The following is a 21,326-nucleotide window of genomic DNA, read 5'->3' as shown; positions in this document are numbered from 1 at the left end:
AGTGCGGGGCGGTGTCGTAGTGGCGGATGCCGGCATCCCACGCCGCGTCGAGCACGGCCCAGGCCTCGTCATCCGTCAGCGGACGGAAGAGGTTGCCGACGTTGGCCGCACCGTAGCCGAGCGTCGGCAGGGTCTGCTCAGGCGACGACGACATGCTCACCCCTCCAGGTGTAGTCGATGATGCTGTCGGCCTTCATCTCCATGCCGGTGCCCGGCGCGATCGGCGGCATGTACGAACCGCCCCTGATGTCGGTCGGGGTGACGAAGTGCTCGTGCAGGTGGTCGACGAACTCGATCATGCGGCCCTCGCGCGTGCCGGTGACGGCGACGAAGTCGAACATCGACAGGTGCTGCACGGCCTCGCAGAGACCGACGCCGCCGGCGTGCGGGCACACCGGCACGCCGAACTTCGCCGCCAGCAGCAGGTTCGCGATGTTCTCGTTCACGCCGGCGACGCGCACGGCGTCGATCTGCATGACCTGGATCGCCTCCGCCTGCAGGAGCTGCTTGAAGATCATGCGGTTCTGGGCGTGCTCGCCGGTCGCGACACGGATCGGCGCGACCCCGCGGGCGATCTCCGCGTGGCCGAGGATGTCGTCGGGGCTCGTGGGCTCCTCGATCCAGGCGGGGCGGAACTCGGCGAGCGCGTTCACCCACTCGATCGCCTCCGACACCTCCCAGCGCTGGTTCGCATCGATCGCGATCGGGAAGTCCGGCCCGCACACCTCACGGGCCTTGCGGAAGCGGCGGATGTCGTCGTCGAGATCGGCGCCGACCTTGAGCTTGATCTGCGTGAAGCCGTCGGCCATGGCCTCGCGAGCGAGCCGTTCGAGCTTCTCGTCGGAGTAGCCGAGCCAGCCGGGGCTCGTCGTGTATCCGGGGTAGCCGGTGGCGAGCAGCTCCGCCTCGCGCGCGGCGCGGCCGGGCTCGGCGGCGCGGAGGATCTCCAGAGCGTCGTCGCGGGTCAGCGCGTTCGTGAGGTAGCGGAAGTCGACCAGGTCGACGAGCTCCTCCGGCGTCATCCGGGCGAGGAGCTGCCACAGCGGGAGCCCCGCGCGCTTGGCCTTGATGTCCCACAGCGCGTTGACGACCGCGCCGATGGCCATGTGCATGACGCCCTTCTCGGGGCCGAGCCAGCGCAGCTGCGAGTCGCCGATGATCTCGCGGAAAGTGCCGCCCATGTCGTCGAGCAGCGGCTCGAGCTCCCGGCCGACGAGGTGTCCGGCCAGTGCGTCGATCGCCGCGACCTGCACGTCGTTGCCGCGGCCGATCGTGAAGACGAAGGCGTGCCCCTCGATGCCGTCCTCGGCATCCGTCCGCACGATCACGTACGCGGCCGAGTAGTCGGGGTCGGGGTTCATCGCGTCCGAGCCGTCCAGGCTCAGGGACGTCGGGAAGCGGATGTCGGTGGTGTCGAGGGCGACGATACGGCTCACGGGGTTCCTCTCACGGGTCGGACTTCTCGCACCGACCTCTTGGAGTGTAAACATCCGATGTCTATACTGTCAACGAGACAGGCGGTCATCCGGTGGCCGCGACAGACGAACACCGACGACTCAGGAGAACCATGAAGTTCGCGCGGCTTGGCGCCCCAGGTGCAGAGATCCCCGTCCTCGTAGACGGCGACCGCTACCTCGACCTCCGCCCAGTGACATCCGATGTGAACGGGGATTTCCTCGCCTCCGACTTCCGCGACCGCGTCGCGACGGCCCTGGCCGCCGGTGAGCTCCCCGAGCTGGCGGACGCCGCGGAGCAGCGCATCGGCGCCCCGATCGCGCGCCCCAGCGCCGTGATCTGCATCGGCCAGAACTACGCCGCGCACGCACGCGAGTCCGGGTCGGAGCCGCCGACCATCCCGATCATGTTCCTGAAGACCCCCAACACCGTGGTCGGCCCGAACGATGCGGTGACGATCCCCCGCGGCAGCGAGAAGACCGACTGGGAGGTCGAGCTCGGCATCGTGATCGGCGCCCGCGCGTCCTACCTCGACTCCCCCGAGGAGGCCGACGCACACATCGCCGGCTACGTCACCGCCAACGACGTCTCCGAGCGGGCGTACCAGATGGAGGTCTCCGGCGGGCAGTGGTCGAAGGGCAAGATCGCCCCCGGCTTCAACCCCACGGGTCCGTGGCTGGTCACCCCCGACGAGGTCGAGGTCGATCGCCTGCGCCTGCGCAGCTGGGTCAACGGCGAGCCGCGCCAGGACTCGAACACCGACGACATGATCTTCGACGTGCGCGTCATCGTGCACCACCTGTCGCAGTACGTGACCCTGGAGCCCGGCGACCTCATCCTCACCGGCACCCCGCAGGGCGTGGCGTTCGGCGGGAAGTTCCCCTACCTGAGGGCCGGGGACGTCGTGGACATCGAGATCGAAGGACTCGGGCACCAGCGCCAGGAGTTCGTGGCATGGGAGGCACAGAAGTGAGCATCGACACGGTCGTTGAGCGAGCGGAGCGAGACGAAACGCATGGATCCGGCATGAGCGGACTCGTCGCGATCGTCACGGGCGGGGCGTCGGGCATCGGCGCGGCCATCGCCCGCCGCCTGCACGCCGAGGGCGCGCACATCGCCGTGCTCGACCGTGACACGTCGGGGGCGGATGCCGCGTTCGCCGCGTTCACGGCCGACGTGTCCGACCGCGCATCGGTGGATGCCGCCGTCGCCGCCGTCGCCGAGCGCTTCGGCCGCATCGACATCGTCGTGAACAACGCCGGCATCGGCGCACAGGGCGACATCACCGCGAACGACGACGACGAGTGGGCGCGCGTGCTGTCGATCAACGTCACCGGCATCGCCAGGGTGACGTCGGCGGCGCTGCCGTGGCTGCGGCAGTCGCCCGCCGCGGCGGTCTGCAACACGGCATCCATCGCCTCCACCACCGGCCTCCCGCAGCGCGCCCTCTACAGCGCATCGAAGGGCGCCGTCTCGGCCCTCACCCGCGCCATGGCGGCCGATCACCTGCGCGAGGGCATCCGTGTGAACGCCGTCAACCCCGGTACCGCCGACACCCCGTGGGTCGGGCGGCTGCTGGACTCGGCATCCGACCCCGCCGCCGAACGCGCGGCCCTGGAGGCCCGACAGCCGCACGGGCGTCTGGTCAGCCCCGACGAGGTCGCCGCCGCCGTCGCGTACCTCGTCTCCCCCGCCGCGGGCTCGACCACCGGCACCTTCATCGAGGTCGACGGCGGCATGGCGCAGCTGCGCCTCCGCCCCGCCGGCAGCTGACCTCCGCCCCGCTCCCGGGTGCTCCCGTCGCGAAAGATCCCGGTATCCGCCCTGGATACCGGGATCGTCTGCGGCGGGAGCGCCGGGTGTGGATAACGGCGGATGCCCGGACCCAGGTCGTGCGACAGTTCTCGGATACGCGCACCGCGGGGGTTACCGGACAGACTGGGGAACGTCTTCCCCGTATCCGAGGCTCTCGCCGCAGGAGTGAGCCGCGAGCGTCTCGGGCGCAGTGACCTCCGCGCCCCGTTCCACGGGGTGCGCGCACGACGCCTGCATGAGCATGGCGAGGAGTCCGACGATCCGTTCGAGGCGCAGGCGGAGCAGCGCCGCCGCCGAGCACGCGAGTATGTGCTGCGGCTTCGCCCTGGGCAGTTCTTCTCTCACGAGACCGCGGCAGCACTCTGGCGCGCCCCTCTCCCCCTTGCCCGCATCGGGCCGCGGCTCGCGACGGGCGAGGAGATCCCCGTGCACGTGAGCGTCCTCGGCGCTGCGCCTCTGGTCAGGACCCGAGGTGTCGCGGCGCATCGCGCACGGGCAGCCACATCCGCCGTCACGGTGATCGACGGCATGCCCGCGACGACCGCCGCGAGCACATGGGCCGGCCTCGGCGGACTCGCGCTGCTCGATCTCGTGGCACTCGGAGACCACTTCTGCCGAGCCTGGCGCCCTGGCCCCGGCCGCCCGAACGCAGGCATGCCGTCGACCGCGACTCCGGACGAGCTGCGCATCGCGGTCGACTCGGGCCGCCGTGTCGGCATCCGTCGACTCCGCCAGGCGATCGAGTTGATTCGCACGGATTCCTGGTCGCATCGGGAATCCGCCGTACGCTGCCACCTCGTGCTCGCGGGTCTCCCCGAGCCCGAGCTCAACCACGACGTGTACGACGGCTCTGGCCGTTTCCTCGCCTGCGTCGATCTCGCCTACCCCGAGCGCAAGGTCGCGATCGAGTATCACGGGATGCTGCACCGTGATCGCTATGCCGCCGATGTCGGGCGCATCGCGGCGCTGCGCGCTGCCGGGTGGATCGTGATCGAGGTGACCGCCGCCCTCTTCCGCACTCCCGACGAGCTCGTCGCGCGAGTGCGCGCCGCCCTGCGGGCTCGCAGCTGACCCCCGCCCCGCTCGGGTGTTCCCGTCGCGAAAGATCCCGGTATCGGCCCTGGATACCGGGATCTTCTGCGACGGGAGTGCCTCAGATTGGCCTCAGCCCTTGAGGCCCGAGTGGGCGAGACCCTCGACGAACTGACGCTGCGCCACGACGAACACGATCAGCATCGGCACCACGGTCATCGTCGCCGCCGCGAGCTGCGTGTTCCACATCTGCCCGCCGTAGGCGTCGGTGTACCGCGTCAACGCCTGCGGGAGCGTGAACAGCTCGGGAGAGGTCAGGTAGACGGTCGGCTCCAGGTAGAGGTTCCACGACGCCAGGAAGGTGAGGATGGCGACGGCCGAGAGCGCGGGCTTGGAGAGCGGAAGGCAGATCCGCCACCAGATCGCAGGCCTGCCCAGTCCGTCGATCCGCGCGGCCTCCTCGAGCTCGACCGGCAGCGACAGGAAGAACTGCCGCATGATGAAGGTCGCGAGCACGCACGGCGCCGCGAGCGCCGTCACCAGGATCAGGGGCCAGTGGGTGTTGATCATCCCCCAGCTCTTGAACATCTGGAACAGCGGCACGATCGTCACCTCCCCCGGCACGAGGAGCCCGACGAGCACGACGAGGAACAGCGCGTTCGCCCCTCGGAAGCGAATGCGCGCGAAGGCGTAACCGGCGAGGCTCGACACGACCATGACGACCGCCGTGACGACGACGGCGATGTACACGCTGTTGAAGTACTGCCGCGCGAAGGGCTGGAACGTGAACGCCTCGGCGTAGGCGGCGAAGGTCGGATTCTCCGCGAAGAGCGAGGGCGGAGAACGGAAGATCTCCGCCAGGGGCTTGAACGACGACGTGATCATCCAGATCGTCGGGATCGCGAAGGGGATGGCGAGGACGATCAGCGCCGCGAACAGGATCACCTGACGGATGCCGCGGCCCTCGCTGCGGGTTCGGGCCTCAGTCTTCATAGAACACCCACTTCCTCCGCAGCTGCCACTGCAGAAGCGTCAGCAGCATCACGAACGTCAGCAGCATGAGCGCGAGCGTCGACCCGTAGCCGATGTCGTTGAACTCGAAGGCCTGCTGGAACACGTAGTAGACGAGCACGGTCGTCGACAGCCCCGGGCCTCCCCCGGTGAGCACCGCGACGTTGGCGAACGCCTGCAGGGCGCCGACGATCGTGATCACCGCCGTGAGCATGAGGGTCGGCGAGATCAGGGGCAGGGTGATCCGGAAGAAGATACGCCCCGGCCCTGCGCCGTCGATGCGGGCCGCTTCGTACAGCTCGGACGGCACCCCCTGGAGCGCGGCGAGGAAGAGCACCATGTTGACGCCGACGCTGCGGATGACCTGCGTGACGATCACCGAGATCATCGCCGTGTCTCCCGACAGCAGCCAGTTGGGACCGTCGATGCCGAAGACGGCCAGCAGCCCGTTGATACCGCCGTTGTCCTGCAGCAGGAAGCCCCAGACCAGGGTCCACGCGACCACCGACACCACGACGGGCGAGAAGAAGATCGTGCGGAAGAAGGTGACCCCGCGGAAGCGCCTGTTCAACAGGACGGCGAGACCGAGCCCGAGCGCGATGTTCAACACGACGATGCCGATCGAGAAGATCGCGGTCGCGCCGAGCACGGCCGGCAGCTGCGGGTCGCTCAACAGTGCCGCATAGTTGTCCCCGCCGACGAAGGTGAGCTCGCCGCGGAAGATGTTCCACTCGTTCAGGCTGTACCAGATGCCGAGGCCGACGGGCACGAGCACGAAGAGCACGACCCCGGCCAGCTGAGGCGCGATGAAGAGGTAGCCCGTGAGCTGGTCGCGGCGCCTCGTCGTCCAGAACGGGCGGTGCAGGTCCCGGGGCGCGTGCGCTCCCCGGGACCCGGCCACGGTGTCGGCAGCGGTCACTTCGACAGCAGCGGCGCGAGTGCGTCGCAGGTCGCGCCGAGCACGGCCTTCACATCCGCGTCGGCTGTCCACATCGCGTCGAGCGCGGTCTTGCCTGCCGCTTTGATCTCGGCGGGACCGGTGTGGTTCGGCAGCGTCACCGCGTCGGGCAGCTGATCGACCACCACGGTCTGCAGCTGCTCGGCGGCGAGCTTCGGGTTGTTCGCGGCGAGCTTCTCGCCCGTGAGGAGGGACTCGCGGGGCGGCGGGAAGTACTGGGCGAGCTTCTCGGCGTTCTCGGGGTCGGTGAGGAAGGCGAGGAAGTCCGTCGCCTCCTGCACGTGCGCGCTCGAGGAGAGCACGCCCACACCGGCCTGGCCGATCACCGAGTAGTCCCCCTCGGGCCCGTTCGGCAGGGGAATCACGTCGTAGGCGAACGAGTCGTCGAGCAGAGCCGCGCGGGAGACCTGGGCGACGGTGAACGCCGCATCACCGGCGAAGAAGTCCGCGGTGGTGCCGGGGCCCGGCATCGACTGGTCGACGAAGGCGGCGTCGTGCAGGAAGGTGAACGCCTCCACCATCTCCGGGCTGTCGAACGTGCAGGTGGCGCCGTCTTCGCTCCACGCGCTCGCTCCCCACCCGGTCCACACCGTGGCGAGCTGCCCCCAGTTGGCGTAGTCGAAGTCGCGGATCACGAAGCCGGCTCTGCCCGTGGCCTTGTGCACGGCGGCGCCGAGTTCGCTGACGTCCGCCCAGGTGGGGTCGGCGTCGAGGGTGACTCCGGCCTGAGCCAGGAGGTCCTTGTTGACATAGAGAGCGAACGGGGAGTTCGAGAACGGGTAGGCATAGAGCTCGCCGTCAGCGCTGAACTCCGCCGTCACGCTGTCCAGGAGATCGTCGTATCCCCACCCCTTCGTGCCTTTCAGGACGTCGGTGAGGGGCACGAGCGCGTCGGCGTCGATCAGGTCGCGCGACAGGTCGCCCATCCACGCCAGGTCAGGTGCGTTGCCGCCCGCGATCTGGGTCGTGAGCGTGGTGTTGTAGTCCGCGAACGGCAGGGACTCGTAGGTGATCGTCCCGATCTCCGGGTGATCGGCCTTGTAGGCGTCGGCGATCTCGTCGAACAGCGCGAGCTGGTCCTCGTTCGACGTCCACACCGACATGCGCAGGTCCACGCTGCCCGGAGCCGCGGTGGTCTCGACGGGTTCGGGAGCGGATGCTCCGCACCCCGCCAGAGTCAGGCCCAGCGCGGCCACCGCAGCGGCCGCACCCAGCTTCTTTGCTGATGTCATGCTCTTCTCTTCTCTAGTAGCCGATGATCTCGGGCCAGTGGATCTCGATGCCCGCCTCGACGAGGCGGGACTGGAGCTCTGCGACGAGCTGACCGTCGCCGGCGACGTCGCTCGGGGCGAGTCCGCGCTCGGCGCAGAACGCCGCGAGCTCGCCGGCGGATTCGCCGATGTTCCACTCCACGGGATGCAGCCGGTAGGCGCCGTTCGTGATGTGGGTGGTGCCGATGTTCTTCGCAGCGGGGAGCAGGTTGCGCATCCGCACGGGTATCAGCGCGCCGAGGGGGATCTCGAAGGGCGCGCACTCGACGTCGATGTAGTTGTCCCCTCCGGTGGAGGGGTGGATGTCGATGCGGTACATGCCGACGCCGACGGTGTCGTCGAATCGGGCGGGGCCGCCGTGTCCGCGCAGTTGCACGGAGATGTCCTGCTCGACGATCGTCCTCTTCGCGACGATGCGCCGGGACTCGCGGATGTACGGCGCCTGCGCGAAGCCGTCGTCGGTTCCGGCGACGTCGGGGCGCAGCCGGAGGCCGGGGAACCCTGTGCCTCCGTCGGGGCGCGGGGCCTCCGTCTGGAGCCAGTAGACGTAGGAGCGGGCGAGCTCCTTGGCGCCTTCCCGGTGGATCTCCGCCTGCGGGTCGTCGATGACGGAGCCGTCGAGATAGTCGAGCATCGGCCAGTTCGCGACGACGACATCGCTGTCGAGGAAGCCGTCGGTGAAGTTCTCCCTGGCGAGGATGCGACGGAACTCCCAGAGGTCGCGGTCTCCGGCATCCGTGCGCTGATCCACTGCCGTCCGCTCGTCGAGCGGCGGGTTCACGCGCATTGTCCGGGTGATCGGTTCGAGGGTGCGCGGATCCGGCGCGGTGAAGGACAGCAGCGGTGCACCCCAGAAGTCCGGCTGCATCCGCCGGAAGCGCTCGTACCCGCCCGGTCGGGCGATGGTGTGGTCTGCGCCCTCCTCGTGATCGAAGGCGAAGCACCAGGTGATGGCCTGCACGTTCCGGGGGTCTGCGGTCTCTGCAGCGCTCGGCTCACCCGTGTCGGCACGCGCCTCTGCGCCGACCACGTACTCGGCGCCCGTGAGCGGGAGGAGGTCACCGGTCTCGGTGGCGTCGAGGACGTAGGATGCCGCGATCTCGTGCCGCGCACCGGCGTGGTCGACGGTCACCGACGTGACGACGGCTCCGTCGACCGACGCCGCGACCGGGATGGCGGGCTGCAGCACCGTGAGTCTCCCGCTGGCGCGGTACGGCGCCAGCATCGATTCGATGACGGCGAGGGCGACCCTCGGTTCGTGGCAGAGCCGGCTGACCCTGCCCAGACCGGGGTTGAGATCGCGTGCGGCCCGTGCCGTCTCGGTGAGCGGGTAGTGCCGGCGGTAGTGGTCGCGGATGCCGTCGCGCAGCGCGCGATATGAGGCGGTGATCCCGAACTGCTCGACCCAGTAGGACTCGTCGGGAGGGACGATCTGCGAGGTGAGCTGGCCCCCGAGCCAGGCGTACTGCTCGGTGAGCACGACGCGCTGGCCCCGGCGCAGCGAGGCGAGCGCCGCGGCCACGCCGCCGAGCCCTCCTCCGACGATGAGGACGTCGGTGTCCAGACGGGTCACCGGCGCACCTCTCGGAGCGTCGCCCCGTCGACGAGCTCGCCCGCGAGGAGCACCTGCTTCTGAAGGTCGGCCTGCTCGTCCGGTTCGGCGAGCACGATGTCCTGCAGCAGGGAGAGCGCCCGCGAGGCGACGGCTTCGCGGCGCAGATCGAATCCGCTGAGCGCGGCGCCGTCGATCGAGTGCCCGGCGACGTCGGCGAGCGCCACGTAGCTGTGCGCGGCATCCGGTGCGGCTTCTCGGAGCGCGTCCGCGGCCGCCTCGGCGAGGAACGCGTCCTCCGCGATCACCGCGGTGACGTCGGCCTCGATGACCCGGCGGGCGATCGTCTGGCGGTCGAGCCCGCTGACATCGACGGAGGTGACCGCGATGCGGAGCCCCGATGCGGCCTGGGCGATCCCCGATCGACGGTCTGCGGCCGCCGGCGCGATGGTTCCTCGGTGGAGGTAGACGGCGCGCTCATGGCCGCGCTCGTCGAGTCGGCGGATGATCCCGCCGGTGAGGGAGAGGTAGTCGATTCCCACGTAGGGAACGTCGGGCTCGTCCCTGCGCCCGATGGCGACGAACGGGAAGTCCTCGGCGACGAGACGGGCCAGTTCTGCGCTGTTCATCTGCTGTCCGAGCAGCAGGCAGCCGTCGGCGAGGCGGAACCGGGTGTTCTTGTGGAAGAGGCTGCGCGAGCCGTCGACGAGCGGAGAGGCGGTGAAGAAGAGCAGGTCGCAGCTCAGTCGTTCGGCCGCCCGCTCGATGCCGTTGAGCAGGGGACCGTAGAAGTCCATGCTCTCCGCCGACAGCGCGGGTTCGTAGGTGAAGATCCCGAGGATCTTGTTGTCGAGGCCTGCCAGCCGGCGCGCGGCGGGGTCCGCCACGTACGTGGTCTGCTCGATCGCCCGCATCACGCGCTCCCTCGTCGCCGCGGGGATGCGGACGTTGGAGTAGTCCTTGTCGTTGAGCACCATCGACACGGTCGCCTGGCTCACTCCGGCGATCTTCGCGATCTCTCGCTGCGTGACTCGCCCGTTCTTGTTCGTCGTCATCGACCTCTCCTGATAGTTCGGATTATCAGAATCCTGACACGACGATAACAGAACCCGGCGAATGCTTGTCAAGCTCTTGTGCAGGAAGTGACGTCCGGTGCATAGTGCTCTGATAATCCCTATCATCACGGAAGGACGATGATGTCCCCTGATCCTCTGCACCTCACCATGTCCCGCCGCCACTTCCTCGGCGCCGGACTCCTCGCTGGCGCGCTCGTCGTGCTCCCGCCGAGCACCGTCTCCGCCACGGCCGCCGCCGGTGACGTGACGCTCACCGCCGACGGCATCCGCGTGGTCGCATCGGTGGGCGGCCGCATCGCGGTGCACGCTGCGAACGGCGCCCTCCTCATGGCGGGTTCCCGATTCCAGACGAAGGACACCGTCCACGGCATCCAGACCTCCACCGGCGGGACCCCGACGCTCATCACCTCGAACGGCCAGTCGGCGATCCGCATGGACTACACGATGCCGGCGAGTGCGGGGGGCGCGGTCGTCTCCGCTCTCATCACGGTGCAGACCGCCCAGGTCCACCTCGAGTGGACCGTCTCGGGCACCACGACCCTCAACCCGGCCGGATTCATGTTCAGCCGCGCCGTCAACGCGCCGACGGGCCCTGACGAGTACATCCCCACCTCGGAGTGGAGGCGCGACCCCGCCGGAGGCATCCCCTACGAGGAGCCGACCGGTGTCGTGTACCGGTCGTCCTGGGCATCGGGGCACGGTCTCCTCCTGCTGGACTCCTCGCGCAAGGCCTGGACCACGTCGACCTGGGTGCACGCCCCCGGCACTCAGATCGACGCGACGACCGCGGTGACCAGGGCGAGCCTGATCCTGACCGAGGCGCGCCCCGCTTCGGGGGCCGCGATCGGGCGAGGCGACGGCATCGCCGTGGAGCTCTCCACCGCGCGTCCGTACAACATCTGGGATGCCGCAGGGGACGCCGCGGTGAACGTGACCGTCACGAACGCCACGGAGACGGCTGACGTCGTCACGCTGTCCTGGTGGGCGCGGACCGACCAGGGGACGACCGTGTCGTCCGGCACGACGGACCTCACCGTCGCCGCGCTGTCCACCGCCGACGCGACGATCACGGTTCCGCTGGACGCCCAGGGCATGGTCCTGCTCGAGGCAGCGGTCGACTCCCCTTCGGGCGACACCGCATTCGCCAGGACCACGCTCGCCGCGCTCGCTCCGTTCTCGTACACGGCCGGGTCGGCGAGCATGTTCGGCATCGCCAACTACCCCTGGCTGCTGAACGCCGGAGAGCAGGCGACGCTCGACCTCTGGCAGAAGATCGGCATCCAGTGGGTGCGCATCGCCTACGACGGCGGTCCGGGACTGCCGCCCTCGGCATACGACGCCAGGGGCATGGACCACAACCTCGAACTGCAGCCCGACCTCACGGCATCCGATGCGGCCCTGGTCTCATGGGCATCGTCGAGCTGCACCACGGCGACCGCGGCGGGCGCGTCCTGGTTCGAGATCGGCAACGAGCTCAACCGGCCCTTCAACACCGGCGATGCCGCGCCCGGGTACGTGGAGCGGGTGCTCAAGCCAGTGCACGCGGCCCGCGCAGCGCAGGGCGGGACGTTCCAGCTCATGAACAACGGCCTCGCCGGCATGGACCGCCCGTGGCTCGAGGCTTTCCACGCCGCGGGCGGGTGGGACCTCGTCGACGGGATCGCGTTCCACCCCGGGCGGGGGAACTTCACGCCGGACTTCATCCCCACCGGCGACGGAGGTGAGTGGAGTCCTGGGGCGACGGGGACCTACTGGAACTTCCTGGGCGGGCTGCGCCAGCTCAAGGCGCTGATGGCGGAGTACGGGGAGAAGGAGATCTGGCTCACCGAGGCCTACGCGTGCACGCGGCCGAACGCATGGTGGAACGACACGTACCGGCACGCGGCGGAGAACGTGCTGCTGTCACTGGCGCTCGCGAAGGCAGAGGGGGTTCGCGCGGTGTGCTGGTATCAGTTCTTCGACTCGTACACGATCAGTCCGATGGGGGCCGATCCGGAGGACACCGAGTACCACTTCGGCCTCGTGAACCGCGACCTCGGCCCCAAGCCGTCTCTGCTCGCCTATGCGACGGCGGCCCGCGCACTGGACGAGGCGGAGTTCGTGCGCTGGGTGCATCTGGCCGACGGCACCACCCACGGACTCCTGTTCTCCACTCCGGACGGACCGCTCGCCGTGCTGTGGAACCGTGCCGACGGGTACGTCTTGAACACCGAGGGCGCCCGTGTCGACTGGCGCTTCCCTGAGCCCGAGATCTGGCAGGATCCGTGGGCGACGAAGACGTCGGTGTCCCTCCCGGCGACCGCCGCGGTCACGGAGACCGATTCCTTCGGACGCACCGCGCATATCCCCTCGACCGGCGGGCAGGTGCAGCTCACGCTCGACGGCGCTCCTCGGATCTACCGGGGCCTGCTCCTCGACGGGCCCGATGCGGGCCCTGCTCAGACATCGGACGGCGTGACCGTCCAGGCCCGACGCGAAGGCGAGGGAGCAGCGCTCGTGGTGAACGTGCAGGGCGACGGCCGACGCGAGACCGACGTGCGAGTCACCACCCCGCTGGGCGCGGAGCGGATCGCGAAGCTGGCCGCGGGAGACACCGGCACGCTGACCTTCCGTGCAGAGGGCCTCGCCCTGGCATCCGGAACCGCCACCGTGAGGACCCACGTGCGCGGGTCGGGCGCACCGCAGACCAGGACCATCGCGTACCCGGCCTTCGACGCGCGCCCGATCGGCTGACCTCCGCCCCGCCCGGCTCGGGTGTTCCCGTCGCGAAAGATCCCGGTATCCGCCCTGGATACCGGGATCTTCTGCGACGGGAGCGCCTCAGACGGCGATCAGCGGATGCCGTAGAAGGCGAGAGGCGTCGACCAGAACAGCGCGTCCGACGAGATGCCGCGTGACGTCGCCCAGTCGGCGACCGTGTGGAACCAGCGAGCGCGGGAACCGGGCCGGTAGGCCGTGTCGACCGACGACACCGGCCAGTCGCTGCCCCACAGGAGCCGCTCCGCTCCGAACGCCTCGAGCGCGGCGTCGAGGAACGGGATGACCTGCGCATCCGTCCAGTCCCCGCCGGTCTCGGCGGGGAGGCCCGAGAGCTTGACGTGAGCGCGGGGCTGCCGTCCGAGTGCGTGCAGATCGCGCAGCCACTCGGCCGAGGGGCGCAGCGGCGACTCCGCCGTGCCGATCGCGGGCTTGCCCAGGTGGTCGAGCGCGAGGAACAGCTCGGGGACGGCCGCGGCGAGCGCGGCCACGTCGGAGAGCTGGTGGGGTCGCACGCAGGCGTCGAAGGTCCAGCCGCGCTCGGCGACCTCGCGCGCGCCCGCCACGAAGTCGGGCGAGGCCGCGAGGCCGGTGCGCTCCCCCTGCAGGAGATGGCGCACGCCGACGACCCGCTCGTGCGCGGCCAGGCTCTCGAGGTGCGCCGTGGTCGCCGCTCCGCGGTCGAGCCGCGCGCCGGCGACGATCGCGACGACTCCCGCGGCGTCCGCGATCCGGTCGACCCACGCCACCTCGTCGAGGAAGCGCCGCTCGACGGTCTCCGCCTGCACGAAGATCGACACCTCCTCGGAGACGCCGGGCAGCTGCTCCTCGAAGATCTCCTCCTCGGCGAAGCGGCCGTGCAGGGCGCCGTCGAGCCACTCGTAGTCGAGTTCCCACGGATCCCACAGGTGCAGATGACTGTCCACGACGCGCATACCACCATCCTGCCCCAGACATCCGATCAATGTGCAAGGATGACGCCATGGCAGTGACAGACGAGGCGATCGAGAAGATCAAGGCGATGATCGTGTCGGGCGAGCTCGCCCCCGGCGACCGGCTCCCTCCCGAGAAGGAGCTCTCCGAACGGCTGGGACTCTCCCGCAACTCCATGCGCGAAGCGGTCAAGGCACTGGAGGTCATCCGTGTGCTCGACGTGCGTCGCGGCGACGGCACCTACGTGACGAGCCTCGAACCGCACCTGCTGATGGAGGCCATCTCGTTCGTCGTCGACATGCACGACGACGACTCGATGCTCGAGATCTTCGCCGTCAGGCGGATGCTGGAGTCGCAGGCGACCGGTCTCGCCGCGACCCTCGGCACCGACGAGGAGATCGCCGCGCTCATCAGCGAGGTCGACGGCGTCGACGCCTCGGTGAGCATCGAGGAGCTCGTCGAGCACGACATCCGCTTCCACCGCGACATCGTCCAGATGGCCGGCAACGCCTACCTCGCCAGCCTCATCGAGCACCTCAGCAGCCAGACCGTGCGCGCGCGGGTGTGGCGCGGGCTCACCGAGGGCGGCGCCGTGGAGCGGACCCTGTCCGAGCACCGCGCGATCGCCGACGCCATCGCCCAGCGCGACCCGTCGCTCGCCACCTCGCTGACCACGGCGCACATCGCCGGCGTCGAGCGGTGGCTGCGCCAGGCGGCATCCGCCTGACGCCGCGGACGCCGCCCGGTACCCTCGAAGCATGAGCGACTGGACCAGCACCGCGATCGCCCTGCTGGAAGCCGACGCCAACCGCAGCGCCGACACGCACCTGCACCTGTTCCCGCTGCCCGCTGAGTGGGGCATCGACCTGTACCTGAAAGACGAGTCGGTGCACCCGACCGGCTCGCTCAAGCACCGCCTCGCGCGCTCGCTGATCCTCTACGGACTGGTCAACGGCCGCATCCACGAGAACACCGTGCTCGTCGAGTCCTCCAGCGGTTCGACCGCCGTCTCTGAGGCGTACTTCGCCCGGATGCTGGGGCTGACGTTCATCACGGTCGTGCCGCGCTCGACGAGCCAGGAGAAGATCGACCTCATCGAGTTCTACGGCGGACGCTGCCACTTCGTCGACCGCGCGGAGGACATCTCCCCCGAGGCGCAGCGCCTGGCCTCCGACTGCCACGGCCACTACCTCGACCAGTTCACGTTCGCCGAGCGCGCGACCGACTGGCGCGGCAACAACAACATCGCCGAGAGCGTGTTCAGCCAGCTGTCGCAGGAACGGCATCCGATCCCCCACTGGATCGTCGTGGGAGCCGGCACGGGCGGCACCAGCGCGACGTTCGGCCGCTACGTGAAGTACCGCAGGCACGAGACCCGGATCGCGGTCGTCGACCCGGAGGGGTCCGCGTTCTACGACGGCTGGGCCGGAACCCCGGATGCACCGGCCGGACGGCCGAGCCGCATCGAGGGCATCGGACGCCCGCGGGTCGAACCGTCGTTCGTGCCGAGCGTCATCGACGAGATGCTGCGGATCCCGGATGCCGGGTCCGTCGCGGCCATCCGCCTCCTGAAGGAGCGCACACTGCACTGGGCCGGCGGATCGACCGGCACGAACCTCTACGGCGCCTTCCAGCTCATCGCCCGCATGCGGGCGGCGGGCGAGACCGGCAGCGTCGTGACGCTCATCTGCGACAGCGGCATCCGCTATGCCGGCACGTACTACTCCGACGCCTGGGTGGCGGAGCAGGGGTGGGACCTCGCCCCGCACCGCGCGCGGCTCGAACGGTTCCTGGAGACCGGCGACTGGGTGGAGTGACCGCCGTCGCACGTTCACAACTCCTCACGAATCGGCGCCGTGTGCCCGATTCGGCCGTTCTGGGCGGGGATCCGGGTGGTTTGTGAGGAGTTGTGCACCGCGCCTGCGTCAGAACTCCGGCGATCCGCGGGCTCAGAGGCCGGACAGCATCCGGTGGGTCCGAATCCGCCCCGCTCCTCCGGAGTTCTGAAGCCGCGGCGACCCCGCTTGAGCCGCTGACCCGCCGCCCCGCTCCGGCTACGCTGTGGCCATGACGATTCTGATCCTCACCGTCGCCGGCGCCGACCGCCCCGGCCTCGTCGCCGCCGTCGCCGATGTGGTCGACGCCCACGACGGCAACTGGGAGAACAGCCAGCTCGCCGAACTCGCCGGCACCTTCGCCGGTGTGATCGAGGTCTCGGTCGCGGCCGAGCGCTCCGCCGAGTTGGAGCAGGCGCTGCGCGGACTCGAGGGTCTGCTGACCGTGGCCGTGCACACCGGATCGGATGCCGCGCACGCGGACGGCCGCGTGCTGGAGCTCCAGGTTCTGGGCAACGACCGCCCGGGCATCGTGCGCGAGGTATCGGCTGTCCTCAACGCTCACGCGCTGAGCATCGAAGAGCTCGCGACGGAGACCCGGGATGCCGCGATGGCCGGAGGGCGCCTGTTCGAGGCGTCGGTGCGGGCGCGGGTGCCGGCATCTGTCGACCTCGACGCTCTGCGCGCCGACCTCGAGCGCCTCGCCTCGGAGATCCAGGTCGACATCACCGTCGCCTGAAGCTCGCGACGGTCACCGCGATTTCCCTCATCGCTGCGTCGCTCACCCAACGACCGGGAGACAAACGACCCGACCGCGCACGCCAGCGTCAACATGCTTCGCTCCGACGCTGCTCCTCGCTCAACGACCGGGGTACGAGAAAGAAACCCCGGTCGTTGAGCGAGCGCAGCGAGACGAAACGCAGAGACGAAGCGCCCCGCGCCGGACGCGCCCTCAGACCAGGCGGGTCTTCGGCGACACGGTGTACGTGTCTTCGGCATCCCGGTTCACGACGTCACCGAGGGCGACGTCGATCGCGGCCATGGTGTCGGCGTCGAGCTTCACGCCAGAGGCCTTGACGGTGTCGGCGAGCTGCTCCGGGCGGGATGCTCCGACCAGCGCCGCGGCGATGTTCGGGTTCTGCAGCACCCAGGCGATCGCGAGCTGCGGCATCGTGAGGCCGGCCTCGGCGGCGATCGGCTTCAGCCGCTGCACGCCCTCGAGGATGTCGTCGCGGAGCAGGTCCTTGATGAAGTGCGCGCCGCTGTGCGGGTCGGTCGCGCGCGAGCCCTCGGGCACCGGCTGACCGGGGAGGTACTTGCCGCTGAGCACGCCCTGCGCCATCGGCGACCAGACGATCTGCGAGATGCCGAGCTCTTCGGAGGCCGGCACGACCTTGCCCTCGATGACGCGCCACAGCATGGAGTACTGCGGCTGGTTCGAGATGAGCTGCACGCCCAGCTGCTTCGCGAGCGCGTGACCCTCGCGCAGCTGCTCTGCCGTCCACTCCGAGACGCCGATGTAGAGCGCCTTGCCCTGTCGGACGACGTCGGCGAAGGCCTGGAACGTTTCTTCCAGGGGCGTCTCGTGGTCGTAGCGGTGCGCCTGGTACAGGTCGACGTAGTCGGTGCCGAGTCGCTTCAGCGAGCCGTTGATCGACTCCATGATGTGCTTGCGCGAGAGTCCGGTGTCGTTGGGCCCCTTGGGGCCGGTCGGGAAGTAGACCTTCGTGAAGATCTCCAGGCCCTCGCGACGCTGGCCCTTGAGCGCGTCGCCGAGCACGACTTCCGCGGCGGTGTTGGCGTACGTGTCGGCGGTGTCGAACGTGGTGATGCCGGCATCCAGAGCGGCGTGCACGGTCTTGACCGCGGCGTCGTCGCCCACCTGCGAAGCGTGCGTGACCCAGTTGCCGTAGGTGATCTCAGAGACCTTGAGACCGCTGTTGCCGAGATAGCGATAGTTGACCATGTCTCCACGCTACCGGCCACCGGGGACACGAGGGCGGGTCGCGACGATGCTCCCCGCCGCGCTCGGCTCACAGCGTCGCGCGGTACTCCCGCCACGCCGCCCCGAGCCGCGCGATGCCCTCGGCGAGCACCTCCTCCGGCGCCGTGAAGGGGATGCGGATGTGATCGTCAGGGGAGACGGATGCCGCGAACTCCGCGCTTCCCGCGACGGAGACGCCGTGCGTGGCCGCGACCCTCGCGAGCGCCGCCGCCGAGCCGACCGGCAGCCGCGCCCACAGCGAGAGGCCTCCCCTGGGCGGTGCGGCCGACCAGTCGGGCAGGTGGGTCGCCATGAGGTCTTGCAGCAGCCGGAGGCGCTCCTGGTGGATCCTGCTGTTCTGCCGCTTCAGCTCGTCGGCATGGGCGAGCAGGTCCATCGCGAGCAGCTGCGCCGGCACGCTCGTCGACTGGTCGGCGAGCTGCCTGGCGCCCCGCAGCCGCCGCACGAGCACGGGGTCGGCCCGCAGCCATCCGATGCGCAGACCCGCCCACGCCCACTTCGACACCGACTCCACGACGATCACCGGGGCGTCCGGACGCTCGGCGGCCAGCGAGGGCGGCACGACGCCGTCGAAGGAGATCCCGGCGACCACGCGATCCTCGATCACGGGCACACCGTACTGGGCGGCGAGCTCGGCGACGCGGTGTCTGGCGGCCTGCGGCAGCCGGGTGCCCGTGGGGTTCTGATGGTGCGGGTTGACCGCCAGGAGCGCGGGACGCAGCCGCGCCATCGCCACCTCGAGCGCGTCGACGTCGAGACCGTCGGCGGTCATCGGGATGCCGTGCACCGTCCCGCCGCGCAGCCCGACGGAGTCGGTGACGCCCGGCCAGGTGATCTCCTCCGCGAGCACGACGTCGCCCGGTCCGACGAGCGCGTTGACGACGAGGCTGATGGCCTGCTGCGCCCCGTGCGTGACGAGGATCTGCTCCGGCGTCGTCGGCGTCCCCTCCGCGCGGAACAGGTCGGCGATCTGCTCGCGCAGCACGGCCAGCCCCGCCGGATCTGTCTCCGGCAGCAGGGCGAGCTCGAGCCGCGGCGTGTGCTCGGTGATGAGCTGCACGGCGAGCTCCGGGATCTGCGGCACCGTGCGCAGCAGGTCGATCGCGTTGGGCAGCGCCGAGAACAGCGCTTCACCGCGCCCCGGTCGGTGCGGAGGGACAGCGGATGCCGCGGCGCCCGCGACCCGCGTGCCGCTGCCCTGCCGGCGCTCGACGAGACCGCCCTCGGCGAGATCCGCGTAGGCCGCCACGACCGTGCCCCTCGACACGGACGTCGTGGCGGCGAGAGCACGCTCGGCGGGGAGGCGGTCGCCCGGCCGCAGCTCGCCGCCGTGGATCAGCGCGGCGACGGCCTGCGACAGTCGTGCGGCGAGAGTGCCCTCGCCGTGCGTCCAGCGCCCCAGCCGCGCCGCCAGGCGCTCGGCGGAGACGTCGCCGGCGTGCACGAGGGGTCCATCTGCCGATCGGTGGTCCACCGGACGATCATTGGCCCTGCCGTCGATGCTCATGAGCCCCGATTCTGGACCAATGAGCACATCATTGACCACCGCATCCTCGGATCTTGCGCCAATCAGCCCCGATTGGACCATCGCCGAGCTCGTCGATTGGCTCGCCGACGACTCCCGCCAGCACGACCCCGGCCTGCAGCATCCGCTCTCCCTGATCGAGCGCGCCCTCACCGCGGAACCCTGGTCGGGAGTGCCGTCCACCGTCGCCCTGATCCGCTCGATCTCCGCCGCCGCACGCACGCGCGGCTCCGTCACGGTCACCCAGCTCCTGCTGCCGTCGCCGATGGAGCTGTCGCTCGTCGCCTAGGCGGTACGCCGTCGCGCCAGACCGATCACCCGACGCGGGAACAGATCACCCGACGCGAGCTGCAGCCTCTGCGGCAGGATCGGCTTCCGGATCGCCCGCCACGGCAGTCTCAGACTCGACCACCGGCGCGGTCGCAGCCCCGCGCGCCACCACCGGCGCGGTCACCGCCTCCGCAGCCGCCTCGGCCGCACGCGCGCCTTCGGATTCGGCCTGCGCGGCCCGGCGCTGCTCCGCCCGCGTCAGCGGCTGCTGCGCGGACTCGGCATCCGCCCTCGTCGCGATCTCCGCGGACTGCACGGCCACGATGTCCGCACGGTCGCGGAAGCCCTCCGCCGTCACCTTGTCGAGCGCGACCTGCTTGCGGATCGCCGCGGCCTTCTCGTACAGGGTCGGGTCGCCGTAGCTCGTGAGCACCTTCACCAGCACGGGCAGCAGCTCGATCATGAAGAACAGCGCCGCGATCAGCCAGTGCGCCCACAGGATCGTCGGCTCCTTCTCGCTGAGCCGGTTCAGTCCGCTGATCTGGCTCAGTAGGCCGATGGCGCCCGCGTTGCCCTGGGCCACGGCATCCGCCCGCGTGTTGTAGGCGGCGAGCGCGGCGTCGTAGCTCTTCTGCGCGGCGGGGAGCTGCGACTCGGCCTCCTCGCGGTTCTGCTTCTCGGAGGACGCGGTGTTCTCCTTGGCCGACGTGCCCGCGGTCGCGAGGTCGTCGTTCGCCGTGCGCAGCTGCGCGGCGAGCGCGTCGTAGGTCTGCTGGGCCTCGGCGAGCTGGGCCTTCGCGGCATCCGAGCTCGCGCCCTCCCCGTTCACGCCCGTGCAGCCGGGCACGGTGCCGGCGCCCTCGCCCGTGAGCTCGCACTGGTACAGCACGCGCGCCTGATCGATCACGGCCTGCTGCGCGGTCATCTTGGCGGTGAGGTCGTCGACGGTCGCCTGCGCGGCGGCCTCGCTCGCCGACGCGGAATCGGTGCCGGCGACGATGCCCGTCGCGGCCTGGTTCTGCAGCTCGGCGAGGCGGTCGGATGCCGCGTCGAGCGCCTTCTTCTCAGGCCCGGACTCCAGGGCGTCCTGATCGGACTGCGCCTGGGTGATGTTGGTCGACGCGACCTCGCGGGCGATGTCGTTGTGGAAGATCTGCAGCACGAGCGGTTCGGCGACGACGAAGCCGATGATCGCCGCCATGATCACTCGCGGGATCGCCAGACCGATGAGCCGCCAGACGTTCTTCGTCGACGCCATGGTCGAGGTGAGGAAGCGGTCGAGGTTGAAGATGATGAGCGCCCACACGATCGCGAGCGGCACGGCCAGCCAGATCGCCGCCTGCACACCCGTGGTCAGGGCGAAGAGCATCGAGATCGCCGAGACCAGGGCGGTGCCGGCGAGCACGAAGAACATCTGCACGAAGCGGGGGGTCTCACCGGGGACCCGGTCGAGGATCTCCCCCTCGGCCCCGCCGAGGATCGCGAGCGTGCGCATGCGCGATCCGGGCACGCGCGGCTTCTTCTCCCGCTTCGGCCGCGGGGCCCTCGGCGTCTTCTCCCGAGGAGCGGATGCCGCGGCATCCGGGTCGCGCTCAGGCTCCGCGTCTGCCGGATCGATGACGGCCGTCGGGTTCGTCGCCGTGTCTGCGGCGTCGCTCGACGCACCGCCGCCGGACGGCTCGAACGCCCGGAGGAAGTCGAGGTCCTCGTCGGTGACCGAGCCCCCTGGGGCGTCGGACTCGAACGAGATCCGCCCCTGGGAGTCCATCTGCCCGGGGCGATGCGCAGAGTAAGCCATCCTTCGAGGGTAGGAAACTCCGCCTGTGCATCG

The 21,326-nt window shown here is 70.1% G+C and carries 19 protein-coding genes; 8 read left to right on the top strand and 11 right to left on the bottom strand.

Annotated features, from left to right (window positions below; genetic code table 11):
• On the bottom strand, positions 1 to 154 hold a 154-nt coding region (locus MRBLWH10_RS19145), incomplete at its 3' end, for an aldo/keto reductase (RefSeq protein WP_341942612.1).
• Positions 138 to 1,436 (bottom strand): L-fuconate dehydratase, encoded by a 1,299-nt coding sequence (locus MRBLWH10_RS19140; RefSeq protein ID WP_105677109.1) that lies wholly within the window; start codon positions 1,434 to 1,436, stop codon positions 138 to 140. The genes MRBLWH10_RS19145 and MRBLWH10_RS19140, both read right to left, overlap by 17 nt.
• 131 nt (positions 1,437 to 1,567) lie before the next feature.
• Here MRBLWH10_RS19140 and MRBLWH10_RS19135 point away from each other — a divergent pair, with 131 nt between their 5' ends.
• The 3 genes from MRBLWH10_RS19135 (at position 1,568) to MRBLWH10_RS19125 (ending at position 4,341) form a co-directional block, all read left to right on the top strand.
• Complete coding sequence (locus MRBLWH10_RS19135; RefSeq protein ID WP_223585773.1) at positions 1,568 to 2,428, top strand: fumarylacetoacetate hydrolase family protein; 861 nt, start codon at positions 1,568 to 1,570, stop codon at positions 2,426 to 2,428.
• Positions 2,429 to 2,481: 53 nt separating this feature from the next.
• The gene (locus tag MRBLWH10_RS19130) at positions 2,482 to 3,228 is read left to right on the top strand and encodes an SDR family oxidoreductase (protein WP_223585772.1); all 747 of its coding nucleotides are present in this window, start codon (positions 2,482 to 2,484) and stop codon (positions 3,226 to 3,228) included.
• Between the two features lie 207 nt (positions 3,229 to 3,435).
• The gene (locus MRBLWH10_RS19125; protein ID WP_341941152.1) at positions 3,436 to 4,341 is read left to right on the top strand and encodes a hypothetical protein; all 906 of its coding nucleotides are present in this window, start codon (positions 3,436 to 3,438) and stop codon (positions 4,339 to 4,341) included.
• A gap of 93 nt (positions 4,342 to 4,434) precedes the next feature.
• Here the strand turns inward: MRBLWH10_RS19125 and MRBLWH10_RS19120 are convergent, their stop codons facing one another.
• From MRBLWH10_RS19120 to MRBLWH10_RS19100, 5 genes are read right to left on the bottom strand one after another with little or no spacing between them, the layout of a single operon-like run.
• A complete protein-coding gene (locus tag MRBLWH10_RS19120) occupies positions 4,435 to 5,295 on the bottom strand; it encodes a carbohydrate ABC transporter permease (protein ID WP_105674187.1) in 861 nt (286 codons plus the stop codon).
• Complete coding sequence (locus MRBLWH10_RS19115; RefSeq protein ID WP_105674189.1) at positions 5,285 to 6,232, bottom strand: sugar ABC transporter permease; 948 nt, start codon at positions 6,230 to 6,232, stop codon at positions 5,285 to 5,287. The genes MRBLWH10_RS19120 and MRBLWH10_RS19115 overlap by 11 nt, the downstream gene beginning before the upstream one ends.
• The gene (locus MRBLWH10_RS19110; RefSeq protein WP_105674191.1) at positions 6,229 to 7,503 is read right to left on the bottom strand and encodes a sugar ABC transporter substrate-binding protein; all 1,275 of its coding nucleotides are present in this window, start codon (positions 7,501 to 7,503) and stop codon (positions 6,229 to 6,231) included. The genes MRBLWH10_RS19115 and MRBLWH10_RS19110 overlap by 4 nt, the downstream gene beginning before the upstream one ends.
• Positions 7,504 to 7,516: 13 nt before the next feature.
• Positions 7,517 to 9,115, bottom strand: a complete 1,599-nt coding sequence (locus tag MRBLWH10_RS19105) for an FAD-dependent oxidoreductase (RefSeq protein WP_341941151.1) — start codon at positions 9,113 to 9,115, stop codon at positions 7,517 to 7,519.
• On the bottom strand, positions 9,112 to 10,149 hold the full coding sequence (locus MRBLWH10_RS19100) for a LacI family DNA-binding transcriptional regulator (protein WP_105674193.1): 1,038 nt from the start codon (positions 10,147 to 10,149) through the stop codon (positions 9,112 to 9,114). Before MRBLWH10_RS19100 ends, MRBLWH10_RS19105 begins: the two co-directional genes overlap by 4 nt.
• 141 nt (positions 10,150 to 10,290) lie before the next feature.
• On the opposite strand from MRBLWH10_RS19100, the gene MRBLWH10_RS19095 reads away from it, so the two are divergent.
• Positions 10,291 to 12,903 carry a hypothetical protein gene (locus MRBLWH10_RS19095; protein WP_341941150.1) on the top strand — a complete coding sequence of 871 codons (2,613 nt, stop codon included), beginning with the start codon at positions 10,291 to 10,293 and terminating at the stop codon, positions 12,901 to 12,903.
• A 98-nt stretch (positions 12,904 to 13,001) separates the two neighbouring features.
• Here the strand turns inward: MRBLWH10_RS19095 and MRBLWH10_RS19090 are convergent, their stop codons facing one another.
• Positions 13,002 to 13,862 carry an amidohydrolase family protein gene (locus tag MRBLWH10_RS19090; protein WP_341941149.1) on the bottom strand — a complete coding sequence of 287 codons (861 nt, stop codon included), beginning with the start codon at positions 13,860 to 13,862 and terminating at the stop codon, positions 13,002 to 13,004.
• Between the two features lie 47 nt (positions 13,863 to 13,909).
• Between MRBLWH10_RS19090 and MRBLWH10_RS19085 the strand changes: the two genes are divergently transcribed.
• The 3 genes from MRBLWH10_RS19085 to MRBLWH10_RS19075 all read left to right on the top strand — a co-directional run bounded on the left by MRBLWH10_RS19085 (position 13,910) and on the right by MRBLWH10_RS19075 (position 16,434).
• A complete protein-coding gene (locus tag MRBLWH10_RS19085) occupies positions 13,910 to 14,587 on the top strand; it encodes a FadR/GntR family transcriptional regulator (protein ID WP_105674197.1) in 678 nt (225 codons plus the stop codon).
• Positions 14,588 to 14,618: 31 nt separating this feature from the next.
• Positions 14,619 to 15,677: a PLP-dependent cysteine synthase family protein gene (locus tag MRBLWH10_RS19080; protein WP_105674199.1), complete on the top strand. Its 1,059-nt coding sequence runs from the start codon at positions 14,619 to 14,621 to the stop codon at positions 15,675 to 15,677.
• A 250-nt stretch (positions 15,678 to 15,927) separates the two neighbouring features.
• Positions 15,928 to 16,434: an ACT domain-containing protein gene (locus MRBLWH10_RS19075; RefSeq protein WP_341941148.1), complete on the top strand. Its 507-nt coding sequence runs from the start codon at positions 15,928 to 15,930 to the stop codon at positions 16,432 to 16,434.
• 213 nt (positions 16,435 to 16,647) lie between these two features.
• Here MRBLWH10_RS19075 and MRBLWH10_RS19070 read toward each other — a convergent pair whose 3' ends face one another.
• On the bottom strand, positions 16,648 to 17,661 hold the full coding sequence (locus MRBLWH10_RS19070; protein ID WP_105674207.1) for an aldo/keto reductase family protein: 1,014 nt from the start codon (positions 17,659 to 17,661) through the stop codon (positions 16,648 to 16,650).
• Positions 17,662 to 17,728: 67 nt separating this feature from the next.
• Entirely contained in the window at positions 17,729 to 19,207 is a 1,479-nt protein-coding gene (locus tag MRBLWH10_RS19065; protein WP_181155883.1) for a PLP-dependent aminotransferase family protein, read from the bottom strand.
• A 19-nt stretch (positions 19,208 to 19,226) separates the two neighbouring features.
• Between MRBLWH10_RS19065 and MRBLWH10_RS19060 the strand changes: the two genes are divergently transcribed.
• Positions 19,227 to 19,514, top strand: coding sequence for a hypothetical protein (locus MRBLWH10_RS19060; protein ID WP_341941147.1), 288 nt, complete (start codon positions 19,227 to 19,229; stop codon positions 19,512 to 19,514).
• Positions 19,515 to 19,559: 45 nt separating this feature from the next.
• Here the strand turns inward: MRBLWH10_RS19060 and MRBLWH10_RS19055 are convergent, their stop codons facing one another.
• Positions 19,560 to 21,293 carry a DUF4407 domain-containing protein gene (locus MRBLWH10_RS19055; protein WP_341941146.1) on the bottom strand — a complete coding sequence of 578 codons (1,734 nt, stop codon included), beginning with the start codon at positions 21,291 to 21,293 and terminating at the stop codon, positions 19,560 to 19,562.
• Positions 21,294 to 21,326: the final 33 nt, after the last annotated feature.

The organism is Microbacterium sp. LWH10-1.2 (assembly GCF_038397765.1).
Taxonomy (GTDB): domain Bacteria; phylum Actinomycetota; class Actinomycetes; order Actinomycetales; family Microbacteriaceae; genus Microbacterium; species Microbacterium natoriense.
Note: the sequence above shows the minus strand (reverse complement) of the source record. Positions and strands in the feature narration are given on the sequence as shown.

Coding starts and splice junctions, on each gene's coding strand:
- MRBLWH10_RS19080 (WP_105674199.1), top strand. CDS start 14,619: ATGAGCGACTGGACCAGCACCGCGATCGCCCTGCTGGAAGCCGACGCC.
- MRBLWH10_RS19120 (WP_105674187.1), bottom strand. CDS start 5,295: ATGAAGACTGAGGCCCGAACCCGCAGCGAGGGCCGCGGCATCCGTCAG.
- MRBLWH10_RS19130 (WP_223585772.1), top strand. CDS start 2,482: ATGAGCGGACTCGTCGCGATCGTCACGGGCGGGGCGTCGGGCATCGGC.
- MRBLWH10_RS19085 (WP_105674197.1), top strand. CDS start 13,910: ATGGCAGTGACAGACGAGGCGATCGAGAAGATCAAGGCGATGATCGTG.
- MRBLWH10_RS19055 (WP_341941146.1), bottom strand. CDS start 21,293: ATGGCTTACTCTGCGCATCGCCCCGGGCAGATGGACTCCCAGGGGCGG.
- MRBLWH10_RS19075 (WP_341941148.1), top strand. CDS start 15,928: ATGACGATTCTGATCCTCACCGTCGCCGGCGCCGACCGCCCCGGCCTC.
- MRBLWH10_RS19065 (WP_181155883.1), bottom strand. CDS start 19,207: ATGAGCATCGACGGCAGGGCCAATGATCGTCCGGTGGACCACCGATCG.
- MRBLWH10_RS19090 (WP_341941149.1), bottom strand. CDS start 13,862: ATGCGCGTCGTGGACAGTCATCTGCACCTGTGGGATCCGTGGGAACTC.
- MRBLWH10_RS19135 (WP_223585773.1), top strand. CDS start 1,568: ATGAAGTTCGCGCGGCTTGGCGCCCCAGGTGCAGAGATCCCCGTCCTC.
- MRBLWH10_RS19060 (WP_341941147.1), top strand. CDS start 19,227: ATGAGCACATCATTGACCACCGCATCCTCGGATCTTGCGCCAATCAGC.
- MRBLWH10_RS19100 (WP_105674193.1), bottom strand. CDS start 10,149: ATGACGACGAACAAGAACGGGCGAGTCACGCAGCGAGAGATCGCGAAG.
- MRBLWH10_RS19095 (WP_341941150.1), top strand. CDS start 10,291: ATGTCCCCTGATCCTCTGCACCTCACCATGTCCCGCCGCCACTTCCTC.
- MRBLWH10_RS19110 (WP_105674191.1), bottom strand. CDS start 7,503: ATGACATCAGCAAAGAAGCTGGGTGCGGCCGCTGCGGTGGCCGCGCTG.
- MRBLWH10_RS19070 (WP_105674207.1), bottom strand. CDS start 17,661: ATGGTCAACTATCGCTATCTCGGCAACAGCGGTCTCAAGGTCTCTGAG.